The organism is Burkholderia sp. LA-2-3-30-S1-D2, from assembly GCF_001523915.2.
GTDB classification, from domain to species: Bacteria; Pseudomonadota; Gammaproteobacteria; order Burkholderiales; family Burkholderiaceae; genus Burkholderia; species Burkholderia diffusa.
In genome coordinates, this window is record NZ_CP013383.1 from 995,514 (window position 1) to 1,015,952 (window position 20,439).

The window sequence follows — 20,439 nt, forward strand, 5'->3', positions numbered from 1 at the left end:
TCCGGCTATTGTACTGAGGAACCGGTTCACGGCCGCCGCGCCGCGCGGGCGCCGGCCATGCGAAAGAGGGGCGTGCGTGCGGGAATTACCCGCGTGCGAGCCGCTTCGCGAGATCGGCGCTGAGGATCGCCATGCGTGCGGGCTTTTCGTAGCAGACGACATCGAATGCGCGGATCACTTCGCTGATGTCCGCTTCGCTCGCGCGGCCCGTGAGCAGGTCGCCCGTCAGCACGAAGATGGGCGCGCCCGGATTGTCGGACGTGCGCACTGCCTTGATCGCGGTGGCGGCCGTGCCGTCGTCGAACAGCCATTCGGTGACGACCGCGTCGAACGCCTGGCCCTGCAGCGCGTCGACGAACGGCGCGAGCCCGTCGAATGCGGCCGTCGCGAAACCCTGCCGCTCGAGATAGCGACACAGCTCGGTCGCGCTGACGCGATCGGGATCGATCACCGCGACGACGAGCTTGTCGCTCTCCGCGCGGCGCGGATAGATCTCGATCTTGTGCACGTCGTACGCGTTCTGGTACAGCACGCCCGTATGGCGCAGCACGCGCCAGCGGCCGTTCTGTTCGTACGCGACGAACTCGGGGCGCGCGCCGGCTTCGAGCGGCGCGCCGATCCAGGCGGTACACGGAATTTCGGCGACACCGGCGTACAGGACGGCTTCCTGCGAATAGGCGCCGACCATGCCGGGGTCGAGCGTCTGCGCGCCGAACAGTTGAGCGGCGGGCTCGCCGTACGCTTCGGCGACTTTCTTGATCTGCGCGAGCGTCCATGGGCTGCTGCCGCGCAGTTTGCGGTGACCCTGCGAAAAGCTCAGGTCGAGGATGCGGCACAGCTCGGTGGTTTGCTGGCGCTTGCCGATGCCGTTGCGAGTCATTAGCTCGCGCACGCGCTCGGCAACCGCGAGGGAATCCGTGGTGATTGCTTCAGTGGTCATGCTACGGGAACGGATCGTGACGTTCAGAACGACGCCTTGCGGCAGTCTCGGCGGACAGTCTTGACGACGTCCAGGGGCGAGCCGACCGGCCACGCGCGGAAAAGATAACTTTACCGCAAAACGACTGTCATTCAATGTCGCAAAAGGTGCGTTTCTGTGAAAGGTGTGTCACGACGTTACGCGCGATCCGGCGGCGTGTGCCGCGCGCCGCTGCCCCGCTCGCAACCTTCAGGCACGGATCGCGAGGGACCTGGACAGGATTCCTTGTCTGGCCGCGCGTAATTGCGCCGCACTGCCGAAGAAGTGCACCAAAGTAGGGCGAATTCATGGCCGGGAACCGCGGCATCATGTCACTCGGACGGCGACAAATTTTTACAGGACGTCGTGCGTCGGGCTCGACGGAGTCGCGTCTTATACGCGGATTGTTTGACGGTTTACTCTAAAAAACCGATGCTGCCCCGTTTCGGGGGCGGGCGTGAATGCGGCGGGGGCCCGTGCTACGATTTCGCGGTCTAAAAATAGTGTTGAAGCGATGCAGAAGAAATTTGTGATGCGCGGGTACGAGATGAACTGCGAACCGCGCGTGACGGAGGACGGCAAGTACGCCGCCCAGGTCGAGGTCACGAAGCTGGGTTTCAGCCGCGAGGCGGCATTCCGCAAGCTGGGCGAATTCGATACCGAAGCGGATGCCGTCGCCTATGCGAAGAAGTTCTCCGAAGAATGGCTGAGCCGCTACGCGTAGCGCGTCGTTCGCCCCTGCAGGACGGGCACGCTCATTCAACGCGAAAAACACGACGGACGTTCCGAATGCCCGGCGTGGATGGCATTGGCGAAGCACCGCAGGATCGCCGGTTACACGGCGATCCTCCAGTGTCCATCTCTTGAGAAGTGCGAACCGATGGATCGACGCGCGCGCCATCGCGGCCATCGATCGACGGCGGCCGAATGCGATCGACCTACGCCGGCATGTACGTGAACGGTTCGCCGTCCTCGCGCTCGACCGACAGCAACCGCTTGAGTTGATCGAGCGCGAACAGCTGCGTGCCTTCCGCCGCCGCTTCGGCTATCGCGGCATCGACGAGTTTCCTCGCGCGCGCGAGGATCACGGATCGCTGGCGCGCGATCTCGAGCACCATGCGTTGCTCGATGTTCTGCCGGCTCGATTGCTTGTCGCTCAGGTGACGCCAGCGATCGCGAAGCTCTGCCCAGGTGACGCGCTGAAATTCCGGAATCGCGTGCGGGAGCGTGCCGGCTTCCGCGGGCTCGGGACGCGCACGCAATGCACAGCGCAGCGCTTCGCGGGCGCGCCACTCATCCGAAAACGGCGCATACACGTCACGCGTGCGGCCGATCGGATTCGCGCGTTCGATCTCCTTGTCGAGCAGGTAGCCGAGCCGCCGCAGCGCGGAGCCATGCGCGAGCATGGCCGGATCCAGCACGCGGATCCGGCGCGACGCATCCGCGACGTGCGCTTTCAGTTCCCACAGCGTCAGGCGGAGGTGCTGCACTTCGAGTATCAGGCGCTGTACGTCTGCGTAGGTGCACTTCGTCCACCATTCGGTGAGGTCGTTCAGCTTCGGGGGATCGAATGGGGGGAGGATCATTTTTACTGCAGCGATACTGTATGGATGTACAGTTTATCGCGCGGTAACATAGCGCCGTCAAGGCGAAAAAATGGGGACGGCCGATGAGCGGAAAACGACCGGCAGCGGGGCTGCGGCCGGTCCGTTCATCGCGCGTCCCGCACGTTCGCCAGCCCCGTCCGGAACCCGACCGCATGATCCGGTGCATGCCATCGCGAACGTCGATGGATGCGCCGGACGTATCAACGCCAACAGAGAACAATGACGACAACCTATCCGCTGCATGACACATTGACGCACGCCGACACGGCGTTTCCGGCAGAAGCCGACATCGTGATCGCCGGCGCCGGCATCATGGGCTGCGCGGCAGCCTATTACCTCGGCCTGCGCGGCCTGAAGGCCGTCGTGCTCGACAAGTCGCGCATCGCCGGCCAGCAATCGACGCGCGCTTGGGGCTTCGTGCGGCAGCAGGGCCGCGAGTCCGCCGAAGTGCCGCTGATGATGGCCGGGATGCGGATCTGGGAAGGGCTCGAGCAGGCGCTCGGCTTCGATCTCGAATGGCGGCAGGGCGGTTGCCTCTATATGGCGGACAACGAAGACGACTGGGCATCGTTCCAGGCGTGGCTCGCGGTCGCACGCGAACACGGGCTCGACACGCGCACGCTGACACGCGCGGAAATCGACGCGCGCGTGACCGGCCTGTCGGCGCAAGCGCGCACGCTCGGCGGGTTGTATACGGCGACCGACGGGCAGGCCGAGCCGCGCCGTGTGGCCGCCGCGTTCGCGGCGCGCGCGACCGAAGCCGGCGCGCGTTTCTTCGAAGGCTGCGGCGTGACGGCGATCGAGACCGCCGGCGGCGCGGTCGTCGGCGTCGTGACCGAGCGCGGCACGATCCGCACGCGACGCGTGATCTGCGCGGCCGGCGCGACCAGCTTCCGGCTGCTCGACGGCGTCGGCATCCGGCTGCCGCAGCAGGCCGTGCGCGGCACCTGCATGCGCACCAACGTGCTGCCCGACGTGTCCGCGTCGACGATCTGGGGGCACGGCCTCGGCATTCGGCAACGCAGGAACGGTGCGATCAATCTCGCCGACGACATGCAGGTCGACGTCGACCTGACGCTCGGCCACCTGCGCGGCTTGAGCCTGTTCTGGCCGGAGTTCTGGTCGCAGCGCGAGAAGTTCCGGCTGCATCTGAATGCGGCGGCGTGGCGGGATGTCCGCGCGCGCATCGGCGGTGGCGGCGGCGCGATCGAGCCGCGCGATCCGCAGCCGCAGCCGAATCGCGCGCATGCGCCGCGCGCGCTCGCGAAGCTGAAGGCGATCTTTCCCGCGCTGAAGGACGCGCAGATCGTCGAGGCCTGGGCCGGCCTGATCGACGTGGTGCCCGACGGAATTCCGGTGATCGACGCGCCTGGCACGCCGTCCGGGCTCGCGATCGCGACCGGCTTCTGCGGGCACGGCTTCGCGATGGGGCCGATCGTCGGACGGCTGCTGGCCGAATGGGTCGATACGGGCGAGCCGTCGCTCGACTTGTCGGCATTCCGTGCACGGCGTTTCGCCGACGGGACGATGGTCCGGCCGCGCAGCATGCTGTAGCGGACGTGCGCGCGTGTTCCCGTCGTAGAATCGAGCCCGCAATCTTCAGGAGATTCCCCGTTGGCAACGCCCTCCGACAAGCGCCGCTCGTTGCGCTCACGCCTGCGTCGTACCCGCGATCCATGGCGGGCGCCGCGTGCGCGCACGCTGTTCACGCGTCCGGCGACGTCGCCGCGGCGCACGCTGCTGTTCCGTCTCGGCGCGGTCATGGTGCTGTGCGTGCTCGCGTTTCTCGTGCTGTATCTCGATCGCGACGGCCTGCGCGATTCGACCAAGAGCACGCCGATGAACGTCGCGGACCTCGTGTACTTCACGATGGTCACGGTCGCGACGGTCGGCTACGGCGACATCGTGCCGGTCACCGCGCGCGCGCGTCTGATCGATGCGTTCTTCATCGTGCCGATCCGCATCGGCATCTGGTTCATCTTCCTGGGCACGGCATATCAGTTCGTGATCCAGCGCGTCATCGAGGAATTCCGCATGAAACGCCTGCAGAAGCAGCTGTCCGATCATATCGTCGTATGTGGCTACGGCCTGTCGGGGTCGATCGCCGTGCGCGAGCTGCTCGAAAGCGGCGTCGATCCGTCGACGATCATCGTGATCGACGCGCAGCAGCAGGCGCTCGAGGCCGCGACGTCGCTCGGCGTGACCGGGCTGCTTGGCGATCCCGCGCACGAGGATCTGCTGCAGCAGGCGCAGGTGCGCGCGGCGAAGGCCGTGATCATCTCGGTGACCGACGACCCGACCGCGATCCTGCTGACGCTGTCGGTGCGCAGCATCGCGCCGGAGACGAAGATCGTCGTGCGGATCCAGGAGAACCTGTATCAGCGGCAACTGCGGCAGGCGGGCGCGGACGTGATCGTGTCGTCGACGAAGATCGGCGCGCTGCTGCTCGCGGACGCGGTGCATAGCCGCTATATCGTGCCGTTCGTGAACGACATGCTGTCGACGCGCGGGCGGGCGACGCTGCTGGAGCGCGAGGCATTGCCGCACGAGATCGGCTGCATGACGAACGTCGTGCCGGGCGCGATCGTCGTCGGGCTCGATCGCTGCGGGAAGATCCATTCGTTCTACGAGGATCCGCCGTGCCGGATCGAGGCGGGCGATACGCTGGTCGTGATCCAGTCGGCTAGGATTCCGGACCCGGACATGTGAGGGCCGGTTGCGCAATAACCCGGCATGGCTGCCACTGCCGCGCCGTGACCTGTGCATCCCCGCTTGATAAGCCACCGCGCGTTATTTAGTATGACGTAATCGCGTCGTGCGCCGCGCACGAGCGTGATCATCGAGGAGACACATGCAATTCAGGTCGGCGGCGCCCCAGACGATCGTCGTGATCGGTGTCGTGATTGCCTGCGCGCTCATGGGTCTGTGCGTGCTGCAGTTGTTCCAGAGCCGCAACGACGCGCTCGAGCGGGCGAGCGAAACTTCCCGCAATCTGGGCCTGATCGCCGAGCGCGACATCGAACGCAATTTCGAACTCTACGACCTGTCGCTGCAGGCGGTCATCGCCGGGCTTCAACGTCACGACGTGATGGCTGCACCGGCGACCTTGCGGCGCGCGGTGCTGTTCGATAACGCGATGACGGCACAGTTTCTCGGTTCGATGCTGGTGCTCGACGCCGGCGGCAACATCGTCCTCGATTCCGCCAGCGACGTGCCGCGCCGCGGCAATTTCGCCGATCGCAAATACTTCACCGTCCACCGCGACAATCCGGATGCAGGGCTCTATGTCAGCGACCCGTTCCCGTCCCGCCTGCGCGGCGGCTCGCTCAGCATCGGGCTCACGCGGCGGATCTCGAACCCCGACGGCTCGTTTGCCGGCATCGTGCTCATCGCGGTCAACCTCGAGTATTTCCATCAGCTGTTTGCCGGCCTGTCGCTCGGGCAACATGGATCGATCTCGCTGATCGGCAACGACGGCGTGATGGTGATGCGTCAGCCGTACGACGTCCACACCATCGGTCGCGACATCAGCCAGGCCGCGACGTTCAAGCGGTTCCAGGCCGCGCGTGAGGGCGTGTTCTCCGAAACCGCGTCGCTCGACGGCGTGCGTCGCCTCTACTACTTCAGGCACCTGCCGAAGCTGCCGCTGATCGTCATGGTCGCGGAAGCGGAGCAGGATATCTATGCGGCATGGCGGCACCGCGCCGTGACGATCGGCGCGCTGGTGGCGACGTTCGGCGCCGCGTTCATCGCGGTGTCCTTCATGCTCGGCACGCAGCTCCGGCACCGGATGCGCGCCGAGTCGGAACTCGTGCTGCTCGCCCGCACCGATGGTCTCACCGGCCTGAACAATCGCCGCAGCTTCGCGGAAGTGCTGGATCGCGAATGGCGTCGCGCGCGGCGCGCACGATCGGTTTTCTCGTTGCTGTTCGTCGATGTCGATCGCTTCAAGGCCTATAACGATACCTACGGCCATCAGGCGGGCGACGACGCGCTGGCCGCGGTCGCGCGCTGCATCGGCGAGAACATCCGACGGCCGGCCGATACCGCGGCCCGCTATGGCGGAGAGGAATTCGTCGTGCTGCTGCCCGATACATCCGAGCCGGGCGCCGCCCAGATTGCCGAGCGGATTCGCGCGGCGATCGACGAGCTGCCGCTCGAGCACGCCGGCAGCGAATACGGGCATGTCACGGCCAGTATCGGCCTGGCGAGCTGGACGCCCGAGCACGATGCCGAGGCCGACGCCGTGATCAAGGCAGCCGACGAGGCGTTGTACTACGCAAAGGCGACCGGCCGGAACAAGGTTGCCGCCTTTCAGCCGCCGGCATGACGCGGGCCACGACATGCGGCCGCAAGACGTTATGACGTACACCGAATAATTTATCGATTTATATCGGTTGGGAATGCCGGATCGCGAGAACAGAATCATCGCTTCCGGAACCCGAATGCATGTGTGCCGGCGCTCCAGCATCCACTTGTCCTGTGATGGTGACCGCGTGTGCACGTGTCGGGTTCCTGTCTCCACGTAGACTTCGCCGCCCATGCGGCGAACAAGGGAATGCGATGAGTTCGATCGACCTGAACGCTGTCACGCCGGTTTCCGCACCCATTCGCTCGGCGAGCGATGTGGCGCGCCTGATCAATTCGACGGACAGCTCCGTCGGCCACGCACGGATGATCGTGCTGCTCGCGCTCGGCGGCGTGTTTCTCGATGCGTACGATCTGACGACGCTGTCTTACGGCATCGACGACGTCTCGCGCGAATTCGGCCTGACGCCCGCGCTGACCGGGCTTGTCGGCTCGGCGATCATGATCGGCACGATCTTCGGCAGCCTGATCGGCGGATGGCTGACCGACAAGATCGGCCGCTACCAGGTGTTCATGGCCGACATGCTGTTCTTCGTGATCGCGGCGATCGCGGCCGGCCTCGCGTCGAACGTCTGGGTGCTGATCGGCGCGCGCTTCGTGATGGGGCTCGGGGTCGGCATCGACCTGCCCGTCGCGATGGCCTTTCTCGCGGAATTCTCGAAGTTCAGCGGCCGCGGCAACAAGGCGTCGCGGCTCGCCGCATGGTGCCCGATGTGGTATGTCGCGTCGTCGGTGTGTTTCCTGCTGATCTTCGGCATGTATTTCCTCCTGCCGGCCGAGCATGCGGGATGGCTGTGGCGCGCGTCGCTGATCTTCGGCGCGGTGCCCGCGCTCGTCATCATCCTGGTCCGGAATCGCTTCATGAACGAATCGCCGTTGTGGGCCGCGAACCAGGGCGATCTGGCCAATGCCGCGCGCATTCTTCGCGAGTCGTACGGCATCCACGCCCATGAAGCGGACGATGTGCCTCGTGCGCCGAGCCAGCCGCCCGTGCGGATTCGCGTGCTGTTCCAGCGTCCGTATCTCGGGCGAACGATCGTCGCCAGCGTGATGAACCTGTGCATTCCGTTTGAATACACGGCGATCGCGTTCTTCCTGCCGTCGATCCTGTCGCAGTTTCTCGGCGCCGGCGTGTTCGAGACGATCGCGGCGTCGCTTGCGCTGAACGTGCTGTTCGCGTTTACCGGCGGCTTGCTCGGCATGCGCCTTGCGTATCGATATCCGTCGCGCCACGTCGCGATCGCGGGTTTCGCGCTGCAGTTCGTCGCACTCGTCGCGCTCGCGCTGGCGGGGCATCCGCATGGCGCACTCGCGGTCGGCCTCGTGCTGCTGATGCTCGGCACCTGGCTGTTCGCCGAGGGCTTCGGGCCGGGTGCGCAGATGATGATCTATCCCACGCTGTCCTATCCGGCGGCGATCCGCGGCACGGGGGTCGGCTTCGGGCGCTCGCTGTGCGGAATCGGCCAGGCGCTCGCGCTGTTCGTGCTGCCGATCCTGCAGGCCCGTCTCGGCACGGACATGTTCTGGGTCGTCGCAGTCAGCGCGGCCACGCCGATCGTGTTCCTGTTGATCGTGCGCCATGAACCGACGGCGCGCGATATCGACGCCGAGGCGGCGGCGTGAAGGCGGGCCTTGCCGGGATCCGCAAAACAAGTTCGCCGCAACGCCGGCCTTCGCGCTACAGTTGGCGTCATCCGCCTTCCGCCGAAGGCCGACCCGAGGTCGAACCATGCAACTTCAAACCGGCAACCTGTTCAATGTCGAAGGAACGCGCGGCAACGACGAGCGGGTCGATGTGCTCGTCGCCGGCGCGCGCCTGAACGTCGAGCGGATCGTGTCACTGGGGCACACGAGCCCCGACGGGTTCTGGTATGACGATTCGCGCGCCGAATGGGTGGTGCTGCTGTCGGGCGCCGCGGTGCTCGAGTTCGAAGCGGACGCGACGCTGCACGACATGCGCCCCGGCGACTACGTGCTGATCGAACCGCATTGCCGGCATCGCGTCGCGTGGACGCATCCCGACGAGCCGAGCGTCTGGCTCGCGATCTATCACGACCGCTGAAACGCGCGGGGCGCCGCGTTACCCGCGCCCCACGAACGGCATCGTGGTCGCCATGATCGTCATGTTCAGGATGTTCGTATCCAGCGGAAGATTCGCCATCTGCACGACCGCGTTCGCGACGTGCGTGACGTCCATCCGCGCCTCGGGCGCCATGCGTCCATCGGCCTGCAGCACGCCTTCCGTCATGCGATCCGTCAGCGACGTCGCCGCGTTGCCGATGTCGATCTGACCGCACGCGATGTTGTACGCGCGGCCGTCGAGCGCGAGCGACTTGGTGATGCCGGCCACCGCGTGCTTGGTGGCCGTATACGCGATCGTGTTCGGGCGCGGCGTATAGGCGGAGATCGAGCCGTTGTTGATGATCCGGCCACCCTGCGGCGTTTGCGCCTTCATCACGCGCCACGCGGCCCGCGCGCACAGAAAGACGCCCGTCAGGTTCGTCGCGACGACGTCGTTCCATACGTCGAACGCGTATTCGTCGAGCGGAACGGCCGGCGCGTTGCGGCCGGCATTGTTGAAGAGGACGTCCAGCCGCCCGAACTGCCGCGCGATCTGCGCGAACGCGTGTTCGACCGATGCTTCGTCGGTGACGTCGGCCGGAAACGCGTGTGCGTCGCCGTGGGCGGCGACGATCGCCTCTTTCGTCTCACGCAGCGATGCTTCCTTGCGTCCGATCAGCGCGACGGTATATCCGGCGTTCGCGAGTGCGATTGCCGCCGCGCGACCGATGCCGGATCCGGCGCCCGTGACGACGGCGATCTTCTTCGAGACAGACATGGCTTGATTCCCTGTGGGTTGGGTGAGGAAAGCGGCGGCGGCCGCGCGATGCACTCGCCGTGCGCCGGTCGAAGCGACATGCTACCGCGCACGCCGAATTTCGCGACGCGCGCGACTATTTCCTGCGCGCCGGCGGGGCCTTCCGTGCGCGCGTTCCGGTTTCCGCGAACAGGCTGACCACGACCTCCCGCAACCAGCGGTTGCCTTCGTCCTGATTCACGCGCGCATGCCACAGCATGTGAATCGGCGCACCTGGCAGCGTGACCGGCAACGCGCGCCAGCCCAGCGAAAACGGCGCCGCGAGCTGCAGTGCAAGATGTTCCGGCACGGTCGCGATCAGGTCGGTGCGCTGCAGGATGTAGCCGACGCTCATGAAATGCGGCACCGTCAGCCGCACGCGGCGTTTCACGCGGCGCCGCTTCAGCCATTCGTCGACCTGCCCGTGACCGGTGCCCGCCGACACCACGACCAGATGCTCGGCGTCGCGCCACGCGTCGACCGTCAGCGGCGCGTCTTCGAGCGGATGCCCGCGCCGGAACAGGCAGACGTAGCGCTGATCGAACAGCCGGCGCTGATAGAACCCGCCCTGAAGCTGCGGCAACAGCCCGATCGCGAGATCGACGCGGCCGTCGGCCATCTCGTCGCGGAGGTTGACGCTCGTGTTGCGCACCGTATTGAGCGCGATGCCCGGCGCTGCGCGCGACAGGTGTTCGAGCAGCGCGGGCAGAAACACGACTTCGCCGATATCGGTCATCCCGATCGTCATCTTATGCGACGCGCGCAGCGGATCGAACCCGGTCTCGGGGTTGAGCGCGGCATGCAGCGTCGACAGCGCGTGCGCAACCGGTTCGGCCAGGCGCTGCGCGAACGGCGTCGGGACCACGCCGCCCGGGCCGCGCACGAACAGCGGATCGCCGAGCCGGCGGCGCAGCTTCGCGAGCGCGTTGCTGACGCCCGGCTGGCTCATGTTCATCTGCTCGGCGACGCTCGACACGCGCCTTTCCTGCATCAGCCGCTGAAACAGCAGCAACAGATTGAGGTCGATCTCGCTTAGTTCCATGGTTCGGCGTGGCCTCCGGTCATTCCGTTCAGTGATGAAGCGGATTCCCGGCATTTTATTGTGGGATGACGAGACCCTGCTGAAAATACCGACACGGCGCAGGCATTCGACAGGCGCGCCGGGCAGGTCACGCGCGCCGCGCGCCTCGACCACGCATTACTTGAATATCGGAGACACGTTCATCATGCAGACGAAACTGAGGATCGCGATCGTCGGTGCCGGCATCGGCGGCCTGACGCTGGCGCTTGCATTGCGCGAACAGGGCATCGACGCGCAGCTGTACGAGCAGACCGACGTGCTGCGCGAGGTGGGGGCGGCCGTCGCGCTGTCGGCCAACGCGACGCGTTTCTATGAACGGATGGGATTGCGCCCGGCTTTCGACGCGGTGTGCGCGGAGATCCCGGGCCTCGTCTATCGCGACGGACGCAGCGGCGCGGTGATCGGCCATCATCGCGGGGAGCCCGACTATCGACGACAGTTCGGCGGCTCGTACTGGGGCGTGCACCGCGCGGACCTGCAGGCGATTCTGTCGAAGGCGGTCGGGGTCGAGCAGATTCATCTCGGCCATCGGCTCGTCGATCTCGCGCAGCATCCGGAACGCGTCACGCTGACCTTCGCCAACGGCGAACGTGTCGACGCCGATCTCGTGATCGGTGCGGACGGCGCGCGTTCGATCACGCGACGCTGGATGCTCGGCTACGACGACGTGCTGTATTCGGGTTGCTCGGGCTTTCGCGGCGTGGTGCCGGCCGAGCGGATGGACCTGCTGCCCGATCCCGAGACCATTCAGTTCTGGGTCGGGCCGCACGGTCATCTGCTGCACTATCCGATCGGCGACAACGGCGACCAGAACTTCCTGCTGGTCGAGCGTCATCCGTCGCCGTGGCCGTCGCGCGACTGGGTCATGCCGGCGGAGGAGGGCGAGCAACTGCGCCTGTTCGGGGACTGGCATCCGGCGGTGGTGCAGATGATCACCGCGGTGCCGATCAGCCAGCGCTGGGGGCTGTTCCACCGGCCGCCGCTCGGCCGCTGGAGCCGCGGGCGCGTGACGCTGATCGGCGATGCCGCGCATGCGCTGGTGCCACATCACGGGCAGGGCGCGAATCAGTCGATCGAGGACGCGATGGTGCTGGCCGCGCAACTGGCGAAGGCGGGGCCGGGCAACTGGCGCGAGGCGCAGGAGGCTTACGAGCGGCTGCGGCGCGGCCGCACGCGCAAGGTGCAGTACGCGTCGATTTCCGCGGCCGACGTGCTGCATCTGCCCGACGGGCCGGCCGCGCAGGCGCGCAATGCGCGGCTCGGCGAGCGCGACAGCGTGCTGCATCACCTGGACTGGATTCACGATTTCGACGCACTCGCCGACGAGCCGAGCGAGCGGCAAGGCGGGACGTGGCTTTGACCTGACAGGCGCGGCGCGAGCCGCGGCAGTGCGCCGGGCGACCGGTGCGGCGGTTACGCGGTCGTCCGTCGGGAATGCGGTCCGGCCGCGCAGCCGTCACGCGTAGTCGGCCACCTGTTCCGCATCGCGCTTGACCTGTTCGATGTCGCGAAACCGCGCGGCCGGATGCGCGTCCGGCAGCCGCGCCGACCCGCCGAACAGCTTCTCGCGCAGCGTGCCCGGCGCGTATTCGGTCGGATAGACACCGCGCCGCTGCAACTCCGGCACCAGGTAGCGCACGATGTCCTCGAAGGTTTCGTGCGCGACGGCATACGCGAGATTGAAGCCGTCGACGTCGGTCGCGGCGACCCATTCCTGCAGGATGTCGGCGACGGTCCGCGCGGAACCGACGAATACGGGCCCCATCCCGCCGATGCCGCCCCAGGCCGCCAGTTCCTCGATCGTCCATGCGGTATCGCCGCCGGCCAGATGCTCGACGGCCGACACGATCGCATTCGTCTCGACGCGCCGGACGGGATCGGTCGGCGCGTACTGGCCGAAATCGATGCCGGTCCAGCCGGACATGAGCACGAGCGAGCCGTCGTACGAGACATAGCGGCGGTACTCGTCGAATTTCGCCTGTGCCTTCTCGTCGGTCTCGTCGACGATCACGGTGACGAGGTTGTAGATCAGCACGTCGTGCGGGTCGCGACCCGCGGCCGCGGCTTGCGCACGCACGTCGGCGACATAGCGCGCGAGTTGAGGGCGCGTCGGCGCGGCGACGAACACGCATTCGGCGTGTCGAGCGGCGAACGCCTTGCCGGGGCCGGACGCGCCGGCCTGGAACAGCACCGGCGTGCGCTGCGGCGACGGTTCGCACAGGTGATAACCGGGCACGTCGAAGAAGCGCCCCTTGTGGCCAATCTCGTGCACCTTCTCCGGATGCGTGAACACGCGGCCGTCGCGATCGCGCACGACCGCGCCGTCTTCCCAGCTGCCTTCGAACAGCTTGTACAGCACCTCCACGTATTCGGCCGCGACCGCATAGCGGTCGTCGTGCGTGCGCAGCCCGTTGTCGCCGACGTTCTTCGCGCCGCTTTCCAGATACGACGTGACGATATTCCACGCGAGCCGGCCCTTCGTGTGATGGTCGGCGGTCGACAGCCGGCGCGCGAACGTGTACGGATGCTCGAACGTCGTCGACGCGGTGATGCCGATGCCGAGATGCTCGGTCGCCATCGCGATCGGCGCGGCGAGCTGCAGCGGATCGTTGACCGGAATCTGCGCGGCCTGATGCAGCGCGTGGTAGTTGCTGCCCTGGTAGACGTCGTAATAGCCGATCACGTCCGCGATGAAGATCGCGTCGAAGATCCCGCGCTCGAGCACGCGCGCGAGATCGGTCCAGTAGTCGAGATCCTTGTACTGCCACGAACGATCGCGCGGATGCGCCCACAGGCCGGGCGACTGATGGCCGACGCAATTCGTCTCGAACGCGTTGAAGCGAATGGTCTTGCTCATCGTGGGGCTCCCGATTCCGTGCCGGCGCCTGCACTTGCACCATTGCCGACGCGCCAGACGAACGGCGGGGTGCGTCCGTTGATGACCCAGTCGCCGACGATCCGCGCCTTGTAGACGAGCGGATTGTGCGACGACACCGTGCGCGCGTTGCGCCAGTGACGATCGAGCGCGGTCGTACTGCGCGTCGCGGAGGCGCCGAGCGCGTCGAACAGGCGTGTCGCCGCGCGCAGCACGAGTTCCGACACGACGAGCTGGCTTTGCGCGGATTCGATTTCGGCCGCGACGTTCGCGGCACGTTCAGCCTCATCGTCGCCACCGAAGCGTGCGACGTACGCCTGCTGCAGCGGCTGTGCGGCGCGCAGCGCAAGCGCATCGGCCGCATAGGCCCACGACGCGATTTCACCGATCACCTGCTGAAGTTGCGCATCGTCGCCGGCGCGCGCTGCGTTGCCGTGACTGTATACGCGCGAGCGGTTGCGCACGAGTTCGCCCGCATCGCGCACGATCGCATGGCCGATGCCGGCCAGCGTGGCGACATGGAACAGCTGGTAGAACGCGGTCTGGTATTTGAAGCGGCGTGCGAAATCGATCACGTTGTCGGCGTCGACCGCCGCATTCTCGAAGCGTGTCGTGCCGCTGCCGGTCGTCGTCTGGCCGAAGCCGTCCCAGTCGTCGTCGCGGATCACGCCGGGCTGCGCGGTGGCGACCGCGACGATCACGTCGCTGCCGTCGTGCGCGCGCTGAGCGAATACGTCGATCCAGTCCGCGAACAAACTGCCGGTGCTGTAGAACTTGCGGCCGTTCAGCACGAACCGGCCGTTCTGCTCCGACACCTTGGTGATCGTCTGGCCAAGCGGGACGTCGCCGGCTTCCGACCATGCATTGCCGACGAGCTGGCCGCTCGCGAAGCGGTCGAACCACGTCGTGCGCAGAGGCCCGGGCGGCGCGTTCAGCCAATCCTCGACGAACGCGAAGTGCCCGCGCAACGCCTGCGGCAGATTGGAATCGGCGGCGGCGAGTTCGGTCAGCAGCCGGAACAGCTGCGGCAGCGATGCGCCGGCACCGCCGTCGCGCACCGGCAGCCGTATCGCGCCGAAGCCGGCGGCCTTGAGCCAGCCGATCGCTTCGTGCGGCAGTTCGCGGCGGCGTTCGCGCTCGGCGGTGCCGGCGGCGATGCGCTCGAAGAGGGGGCGAAACCGGCTCGCGAGTGCGTCGTAGTCGGTGCCGGTGGAAAGATCGGTATCTGCGTGCGACGAAGTCATGCGGTGTTCCTCGAAGGGCGGGGCCGTTTGCATCGGGATGCCAGTATAGGAAGCACGCTGCGCGCATTCCAATAACGGATTCGCAGATCGTTATCGTCGCTGCGCATTACGCGGATCAACGACGGGAGGTGTCGACGCTCGGGCATCGATTGCGATGCCGAAGCGCGGAGGCGGACGTCGTGCCGTGCGATGTCGTTTGTTATCCGAAGGAATATCGTTACGAGAATCGCTCGGTTTGTCGGCTTGCGGGACGCTGCTAGATTGAGTGCTTTCGTCATTCGACAGGAGAGCTCGATGTCAGATACGAGTGCGACGATTCAGGCGCGCCCGGCCGACGCAGGACCGCAGGTTGCCCGCGTAATCGCCGACGACGCGCAGGCGATCGCGGTCGCGCATGTGCTTGCGCAGCGGCTGGCCGAAGGGGCGGCCGAACGCGATCGCGAGCGCCGGCTGCCGCGCGACGAGATCGAATGGTTCTCGCAGTCGGGGCTGTGGGCGATCACGGTGCCGAAGGCATACGGCGGGGCGGGGGTATCGCATGTGACGCTCACCGAGGTGATCAAGATCGTTTCTGCGGCCGATCCGTCGCTCGGGCAGTTGCCGCAGAACCACTTCGGGCTGGTCGACGTGATCGCGCTGACCGGCACCGACGCGCAGAAGCGCCATTTCTTCGCCGAAATCCTCAGCGGCAAGCGTTTCGGCAACGGTTTCTCGGAGAAGGGCACGAAGCACGTGCTCGACCTGAAGACGCGCGTGCGGCGCGACGGCGACGACTATCTCGTCGACGGCACGAAGTTCTACTCGACCGGCGCACTGTTCGCGCACTACGTGCCGGTGCTCGGCCTCGACCATGCGCGGCAGGCGTGGCTCGCGTACGTCCCGCAGCCGACGCCCGGGCTGACCGTGATCGACGACTGGTCGGGCTTCGGGCAGCGCACGACCGCAAGCGGCACAGTGGTGCTCGACGGCGTGCGCGTGCCGGCTTCGCATGTGCTGAACGCGCAGCGCGTATCGGACGAACCGACGCTCAACGGCCCGTTGTCGCAGATCATCCAGGCGGCGATCGATGCCGGCATCGCGAGGGCCGCCATCGCCGATACCGAGACGTTCGTGCGCACGCGCACGCGGCCCTGGGTCGACAGCGGCGTCGAGCGCGCGGTCGACGATCCGTTGATCGTCCGCGAGATCGGCCGTCTGCATATCCAGCTGCATGCGGCGGAAGCGCTGCTCGAACGCGCGGCGCGCACGCTCGACGAGATCGGCGCGCGCGGCACGGTGACCGACGACGATGTCGCGCGTGCGTCGGTCGCGGTCGGCGAGGCGAAGGTGCTCACGACCGAGATCGCGCTGCTCGCGGGCGAGAAGCTGTTCGAGCTGGCCGGCACGCAGTCGACGCTCGCCGAGCACAATCTCGACCGGCACTGGCGCAATGCGCGCACGCACACGCTGCACGATCCGGTGCGGTGGAAGTATCACCTCGTCGGCAACTACTACCTGAACGGGGTGCGGCCGGCGCGTCACGCGTGGAATTGAACCGACGCTTTCGCGAGCCGAAATGTCGCGCGCGCCAGCCATGCTGCGCAGCATGTGCCGTATCCCGGGCGAACGTTCCATCACATCGCTGAGCCGCATGCCGCCCGGACTTTGTCCTGCGCGGCATGCGAGCCGTTCTTTCGTCCCGCTGGGCTGAAATCGGTGCCGGCCCGCCCGGGACGTCGATCGGCGCGGCCGCGCCCGCGCGGCGTTCGACCGTCTTCCGGAATCCCGCGACGCTGATCCGGCATCCGCCGATTATTACGCGAATGTTGATTCTGTATCGATTTAGTGTATCGATACAGAAGATGATATAGTGCGGCCAAACCACGCGAGCGATTTCTCCGGAAGATAGAGGGCCGTATCGCGAGGCTCCCCGAAACCGCTTTGCTCACCGGATTTCTCACGGACGATTTCCATGCGTTTACCCGGCTTTTCCGCGCTTGTCGCGCTTTTCCTTATTGCGACGAACCCCGCATCGGCGGCCGTGCAGGCCGCGGATCGCGTCGCCGCGGGCAAGGCGCTGGCCGTCGCGGCCGACTGCGTCGCGTGCCATACGGCCCAGGGAGGGCAGCCGTTCGCGGGCGGCCTCGCGATGCCGTTGCCGATGGGCGATATCTACTCGACCAACATCACGCCGGACAAGCAAACGGGGATCGGCAACTACTCGGAGCAGGAATTCGCGAACGTGCTGCGCAAGGGGCTTCGGCGCGACGGCGGCAACCTGTATCCGGCAATGCCGTATCCGTCGTACACGAAGTTCAGCGACGACGACATCGCGAACCTGTACGCGTATTTCATGCACGGCGTCGCGCCGGTACACCAGCCGAACCGCCAGCCGGATTTCCCGTGGCCGCTGACCATGCGCTGGCCGCTGAAGATCTGGAACGCGCTGTATCTGCGCGAAGGCGCGTATGTGCCGAAGCACGGGCGGGACGCCGAGTGGAATCGCGGCGCCTACCTGGTGCAGGGCGCCGCGCACTGCGGCACCTGTCATACGCCGCGCGGCATCGGGATGCAGGAGCTGGCCTACGACGAAACCGGCGCCGGCTATCTCGCCGGCGCGCCGCTCGCGGGCTGGCAGGCGTTCAACATCACGCGCGACCGCGACGCGGGCATTGGCACGTGGACGACCGCGCAGATCGTCCAGTACCTGCGCACCGGCAACGTGCCGGGCAAGGCACAGGCGGCCGGCCCGATGGCGGAAGCGGTCGAACACAGCTTCAGCCGCATGAGCGACCGCGATCTGAATGCGATCGCCGCCTATTTGTCGACCGTGCCGGCGGCGAAGGGCGCCGATATCGCACCGCGTTCCGCGCAGGGGCGCAAGACCGACGACTACGTCGCGGTACGCGCCGCGGCCGCGATGGGCAGCCCGGCGCCGGCCGGCGCGTCGCTCTACCTCGATCATTGCGCGAGCTGTCACGGGATGACGGGCGCCGGCACGGCGGACGGATTCTTCCCGTCGCTGTTCGCCAACAGCGCGGTCGGCACCGCCACCGCGTCGAACCTGCTGCAGGTGGTCATGCATGGCGCGAGCGTGAACAACGGCGCCGCGCACTATTTCATGCCGGCGTTCCAGACCGAACTCAAGGATGACGAAGTGGCGACCTTGGTGAACTACTTGAGCGACCGGTTCGGCAATGGCAAGACTCGCGTGAGCGCGGCGGATGTCGCGAAGATCCGCACGGCCCCCGCCCACTGACAGGAGATGCACGCGATGAAGGATTTCGACGTGACCGACGACGCGAACGCGCAGCGTCGCCGCTTCGTGAAGCTGTCGGCCGGCGCGGCGCTTGCCGCCGCACTGCCTGCCGGCATGCTGATCGCACGTGCAGCGGCTGCGCCAGAGGCCGTGCCGCTGCGGGATTTTGCCGGTGTGGCCGCCTACCTGACGCGCCGCTCGACGCTTCCATCTCGCTATGTGCAATCCGTCTACGACGGTCTCGTCGCGCAGGACCGCGAATTTCCCGCGCGGCTGCGCGCGCTCGCCGTCGCGATCGACATGGGCACGCAGCCGCTCGACGCTCTCGTGCGCACGCTCGGCGTCGCGGCCCCCGAGTTGCGCACCGCCGCGCTGGCCATCATCGAGGCCTTCTACACGGGCAGCGTCGGCCATGGCGGGCAGGCGCGCATGGTCGGCTACGAAACCGCGCTGATGTTCGAGCCGACCGCCGACGTCACGGTCATTCCGACCTACATCCGCGCGCGCCCCGAGTACTGGACGGCGCGCCCGACCGACGCCGCCGGCTGACCGGCCTATCGAACGAGGATCGAAATCATGAGCAGTACCTATGACGCGGACGTCATCGTAATCGGCGCGGGCATCCTGGGCGGCGCCGTTGCGCAGTCGCTGACGCAGGAACGCAAGTCCGTCATCGTGCTCGAGGCGGGGCCGGAGGTGAAGCGCGCCGAGCTCGTGCGCGCGTTCCGCGACTACGGCAACAAGTCGGACTACAACGGCCCGTATCCGGACCTGCCGTGGGCGCCGAAATCGTCCACTGGGCGCTATTCCGATCGCTACATCGACAGCGTCGGCCCGGTGCTGCAGAAGCCGTCGTTCCTGCGCCTCGTCGGCGGCACCACGTGGCACTGGGGAGGGGCGACGTGGCGCATGCTGCCGAACGATTTCCGGCTGCGCAGCCTCTACGGCCAGGGGCGCGACTGGCCGATCGGTTATGACGAACTCGAGCCGTGGTATCAGCTCGCCGAAGAGCAGATCGGCGTATCGGGCTCGGATACCGACGACCAGAGCGGCCAGGGCGGCGGGCCGTTCCCGCCGCGCTCGAAGCCGTATCCGATGCGGCAGCAACCGTGGTCGTACCTGACACAGCAGGTCGCGGACAAGGTCGCGACGATCGGTCATCGTTTCGTCGACGAACCCAACGCGCGCGCGACGCGGCCCTACGAGGGTCGACCGACCTGCGCCGGCAACAACAACTGCGCGCCGATCTGCCCGATCGGTGCGCAATTTTCAGGCGATCGCCCGGTGCTGCGCGCCGTCGCGCAGGGCGCGCGGCTGCTGACGAACGCGGTCGTCTACAAGATCGAGCGCGGCGAGGATCACAAGATCGCCGCGATCCATTACATGACGCCCGACGGCAAGAGCACGCGCCTGACCGCGCGGACCTTCGTGCTCGCGGCGCATGGCGTCGAGATTCCGAAGCTGCTGCTGATGTCGGGTGTCGCGAATTCGTCGGACCAGGTCGGCCGCAACATGATGGGACACACCGGCCGCGCGATCGCGATGCTCGCGCGCGAGCCGGTGTGGGCCGGGCGCGGCCCGACGCAGCAGGGTAGCATCAATACGCGGCGCGACGGCACGTTTCGCCGCGAACACGGCGCGATCCGGCATTTCCTCGACAACACGGTGCCCAACGAGGTCGTCACGCGGCGGCTGATCGCGCAAGGTGTCGTCGGCGACGCGCTCGATACGCGGATCCGTCACGACGCGGCGCGCTATCTGAAGATCGCCAGCTACGTCGAGATCCTGCCCGACCCGCGCAACCGCGTGACGCTGAGCGATCGCAAGGATGCGCTCGGGCTGCCGACGCCGCGCACCGACTACGACGTGTACGACTACGCGTTGCGCGCGGCATCGCAAGTGCTCGACGACTACCGCGATTTCCAGCGGGTGTTCGGTGCGACCGAGATCGTGAACGACATCCATGCGTGGGTGCCGAGTTCGCACATCATGGGCACGACGATCATGGGCAGCGATCCGGCCGATTCGGTCGTCGACCGCGATTGCCGTACGCACGATCACCCGAACCTGTTCATCGCGAGCACGGCCGTGCATCCGAGTTCGTCGGTGGTCAATCCGACGCTGACCGGGTATGCGCTGGCGCTGCGGATGGCAAGGACGATCGCTGCGGAAGTCTGACGCAAGCAAGGCGGCCGGCGGCGCGCGCATACC

The 20,439-nt window shown here is 66.9% G+C and carries 17 protein-coding genes; 11 read left to right on the top strand and 6 right to left on the bottom strand.

Annotation, left to right across the window (positions count from 1 at the left end; genetic code table 11):
- Positions 1-85: 85 nt before the first annotated feature.
- On the bottom strand, positions 86-940 hold the full coding sequence (locus tag WS66_RS04700; RefSeq protein WP_059607120.1) for a helix-turn-helix domain-containing protein: 855 nt from the start codon (positions 938-940) through the stop codon (positions 86-88).
- A gap of 532 nt (positions 941-1,472) precedes the next feature.
- Here WS66_RS04700 and WS66_RS04705 point away from each other — a divergent pair.
- Positions 1,473-1,682 (top strand): hypothetical protein, encoded by a 210-nt coding sequence (locus WS66_RS04705; protein ID WP_059464641.1) that lies wholly within the window; start codon positions 1,473-1,475, stop codon positions 1,680-1,682.
- A 214-nt stretch (positions 1,683-1,896) separates the two neighbouring features.
- On the opposite strand, the gene WS66_RS04710 is transcribed toward WS66_RS04705, so the two are convergent.
- The gene (locus WS66_RS04710; protein ID WP_059607122.1) at positions 1,897-2,544 is read right to left on the bottom strand and encodes a hypothetical protein; all 648 of its coding nucleotides are present in this window, start codon (positions 2,542-2,544) and stop codon (positions 1,897-1,899) included.
- 240 nt (positions 2,545-2,784) lie between these two features.
- Between WS66_RS04710 and WS66_RS04715 the strand changes: the two genes are divergently transcribed.
- The 5 genes from WS66_RS04715 to WS66_RS04735 all read left to right on the top strand — a co-directional run bounded on the left by WS66_RS04715 (position 2,785) and on the right by WS66_RS04735 (position 8,995).
- Entirely contained in the window at positions 2,785-4,119 is a 1,335-nt protein-coding gene (locus WS66_RS04715; RefSeq protein ID WP_059607124.1) for an NAD(P)/FAD-dependent oxidoreductase, read from the top strand.
- A gap of 60 nt (positions 4,120-4,179) precedes the next feature.
- Positions 4,180-5,274 (top strand): potassium channel family protein, encoded by a 1,095-nt coding sequence (locus tag WS66_RS04720; RefSeq protein ID WP_059607126.1) that lies wholly within the window; start codon positions 4,180-4,182, stop codon positions 5,272-5,274.
- A 142-nt stretch (positions 5,275-5,416) separates the two neighbouring features.
- Complete coding sequence (locus WS66_RS04725) at positions 5,417-6,895, top strand: sensor domain-containing diguanylate cyclase (RefSeq protein ID WP_059607128.1); 1,479 nt, start codon at positions 5,417-5,419, stop codon at positions 6,893-6,895.
- Positions 6,896-7,128: 233 nt separating this feature from the next.
- A complete protein-coding gene (locus WS66_RS04730) occupies positions 7,129-8,556 on the top strand; it encodes an MFS transporter (RefSeq protein WP_059607130.1) in 1,428 nt (475 codons plus the stop codon).
- A 106-nt stretch (positions 8,557-8,662) separates the two neighbouring features.
- Positions 8,663-8,995 carry a cupin domain-containing protein gene (locus WS66_RS04735; RefSeq protein ID WP_059607132.1) on the top strand — a complete coding sequence of 111 codons (333 nt, stop codon included), beginning with the start codon at positions 8,663-8,665 and terminating at the stop codon, positions 8,993-8,995.
- 18 nt (positions 8,996-9,013) lie between these two features.
- On the opposite strand, the gene WS66_RS04740 is transcribed toward WS66_RS04735, so the two are convergent.
- Positions 9,014-9,772, bottom strand: coding sequence for an SDR family oxidoreductase (locus WS66_RS04740; protein WP_059607135.1), 759 nt, complete (start codon positions 9,770-9,772; stop codon positions 9,014-9,016).
- Between the two features lie 115 nt (positions 9,773-9,887).
- Positions 9,888-10,832 carry a LysR family transcriptional regulator gene (locus tag WS66_RS04745; RefSeq protein ID WP_059607137.1) on the bottom strand — a complete coding sequence of 315 codons (945 nt, stop codon included), beginning with the start codon at positions 10,830-10,832 and terminating at the stop codon, positions 9,888-9,890.
- Between the two features lie 184 nt (positions 10,833-11,016).
- On the opposite strand from WS66_RS04745, the gene WS66_RS04750 reads away from it, so the two are divergent.
- Positions 11,017-12,231 (top strand): FAD-dependent monooxygenase, encoded by a 1,215-nt coding sequence (locus WS66_RS04750; RefSeq protein ID WP_059607138.1) that lies wholly within the window; start codon positions 11,017-11,019, stop codon positions 12,229-12,231.
- 96 nt (positions 12,232-12,327) lie between these two features.
- Here the strand turns inward: WS66_RS04750 and WS66_RS04755 are convergent, their stop codons facing one another.
- Together WS66_RS04755 and WS66_RS04760 are read right to left on the bottom strand one after the other, a co-directional pair.
- A complete protein-coding gene (locus tag WS66_RS04755) occupies positions 12,328-13,728 on the bottom strand; it encodes an LLM class flavin-dependent oxidoreductase (protein ID WP_059607140.1) in 1,401 nt (466 codons plus the stop codon).
- Positions 13,725-14,990, bottom strand: coding sequence for an acyl-CoA dehydrogenase family protein (locus tag WS66_RS04760; protein WP_059607142.1), 1,266 nt, complete (start codon positions 14,988-14,990; stop codon positions 13,725-13,727). The genes WS66_RS04755 and WS66_RS04760 overlap by 4 nt, the downstream gene beginning before the upstream one ends.
- Before the next feature lie 294 nt (positions 14,991-15,284).
- Between WS66_RS04760 and WS66_RS04765 the strand changes: the two genes are divergently transcribed.
- From WS66_RS04765 to WS66_RS04780, 4 genes are all read left to right on the top strand, one after another.
- Positions 15,285-16,523 (top strand): SfnB family sulfur acquisition oxidoreductase, encoded by a 1,239-nt coding sequence (locus tag WS66_RS04765; RefSeq protein WP_059607143.1) that lies wholly within the window; start codon positions 15,285-15,287, stop codon positions 16,521-16,523.
- A 418-nt stretch (positions 16,524-16,941) separates the two neighbouring features.
- Positions 16,942-18,228 (top strand): cytochrome c, encoded by a 1,287-nt coding sequence (locus WS66_RS04770; protein ID WP_059607145.1) that lies wholly within the window; start codon positions 16,942-16,944, stop codon positions 18,226-18,228.
- 15 nt (positions 18,229-18,243) lie between these two features.
- Positions 18,244-18,777, top strand: coding sequence for a sugar dehydrogenase complex small subunit (locus tag WS66_RS04775; protein WP_059607313.1), 534 nt, complete (start codon positions 18,244-18,246; stop codon positions 18,775-18,777).
- A gap of 27 nt (positions 18,778-18,804) precedes the next feature.
- Positions 18,805-20,406: a GMC family oxidoreductase gene (locus WS66_RS04780; RefSeq protein WP_059607147.1), complete on the top strand. Its 1,602-nt coding sequence runs from the start codon at positions 18,805-18,807 to the stop codon at positions 20,404-20,406.
- Positions 20,407-20,439 lie beyond the last annotated feature (33 nt).

What these genes read in the sequence shown, in the direction of transcription:
- WS66_RS04700 (WP_059607120.1), bottom strand. Translation starts at nt 940, where the DNA reads ATGACCACTGAAGCAATCACCACGGATTCCCTCGCGGTTGCCGAGCGC.
- WS66_RS04705 (WP_059464641.1), top strand. Translation starts at nt 1,473, where the DNA reads ATGCAGAAGAAATTTGTGATGCGCGGGTACGAGATGAACTGCGAACCG.
- WS66_RS04710 (WP_059607122.1), bottom strand. Translation starts at nt 2,544, where the DNA reads ATGATCCTCCCCCCATTCGATCCCCCGAAGCTGAACGACCTCACCGAA.
- WS66_RS04715 (WP_059607124.1), top strand. Translation starts at nt 2,785, where the DNA reads ATGACGACAACCTATCCGCTGCATGACACATTGACGCACGCCGACACG.
- WS66_RS04725 (WP_059607128.1), top strand. Translation starts at nt 5,417, where the DNA reads ATGCAATTCAGGTCGGCGGCGCCCCAGACGATCGTCGTGATCGGTGTC.
- WS66_RS04730 (WP_059607130.1), top strand. Translation starts at nt 7,129, where the DNA reads ATGAGTTCGATCGACCTGAACGCTGTCACGCCGGTTTCCGCACCCATT.
- WS66_RS04735 (WP_059607132.1), top strand. Translation starts at nt 8,663, where the DNA reads ATGCAACTTCAAACCGGCAACCTGTTCAATGTCGAAGGAACGCGCGGC.
- WS66_RS04740 (WP_059607135.1), bottom strand. Translation starts at nt 9,772, where the DNA reads ATGTCTGTCTCGAAGAAGATCGCCGTCGTCACGGGCGCCGGATCCGGC.
- WS66_RS04745 (WP_059607137.1), bottom strand. Translation starts at nt 10,832, where the DNA reads ATGGAACTAAGCGAGATCGACCTCAATCTGTTGCTGCTGTTTCAGCGG.
- WS66_RS04750 (WP_059607138.1), top strand. Translation starts at nt 11,017, where the DNA reads ATGCAGACGAAACTGAGGATCGCGATCGTCGGTGCCGGCATCGGCGGC.
- WS66_RS04755 (WP_059607140.1), bottom strand. Translation starts at nt 13,728, where the DNA reads ATGAGCAAGACCATTCGCTTCAACGCGTTCGAGACGAATTGCGTCGGC.
- WS66_RS04760 (WP_059607142.1), bottom strand. Translation starts at nt 14,990, where the DNA reads ATGACTTCGTCGCACGCAGATACCGATCTTTCCACCGGCACCGACTAC.
- WS66_RS04765 (WP_059607143.1), top strand. Translation starts at nt 15,285, where the DNA reads ATGTCAGATACGAGTGCGACGATTCAGGCGCGCCCGGCCGACGCAGGA.
- WS66_RS04770 (WP_059607145.1), top strand. Translation starts at nt 16,942, where the DNA reads ATGCGTTTACCCGGCTTTTCCGCGCTTGTCGCGCTTTTCCTTATTGCG.
- WS66_RS04775 (WP_059607313.1), top strand. Translation starts at nt 18,244, where the DNA reads ATGAAGGATTTCGACGTGACCGACGACGCGAACGCGCAGCGTCGCCGC.
- WS66_RS04780 (WP_059607147.1), top strand. Translation starts at nt 18,805, where the DNA reads ATGAGCAGTACCTATGACGCGGACGTCATCGTAATCGGCGCGGGCATC.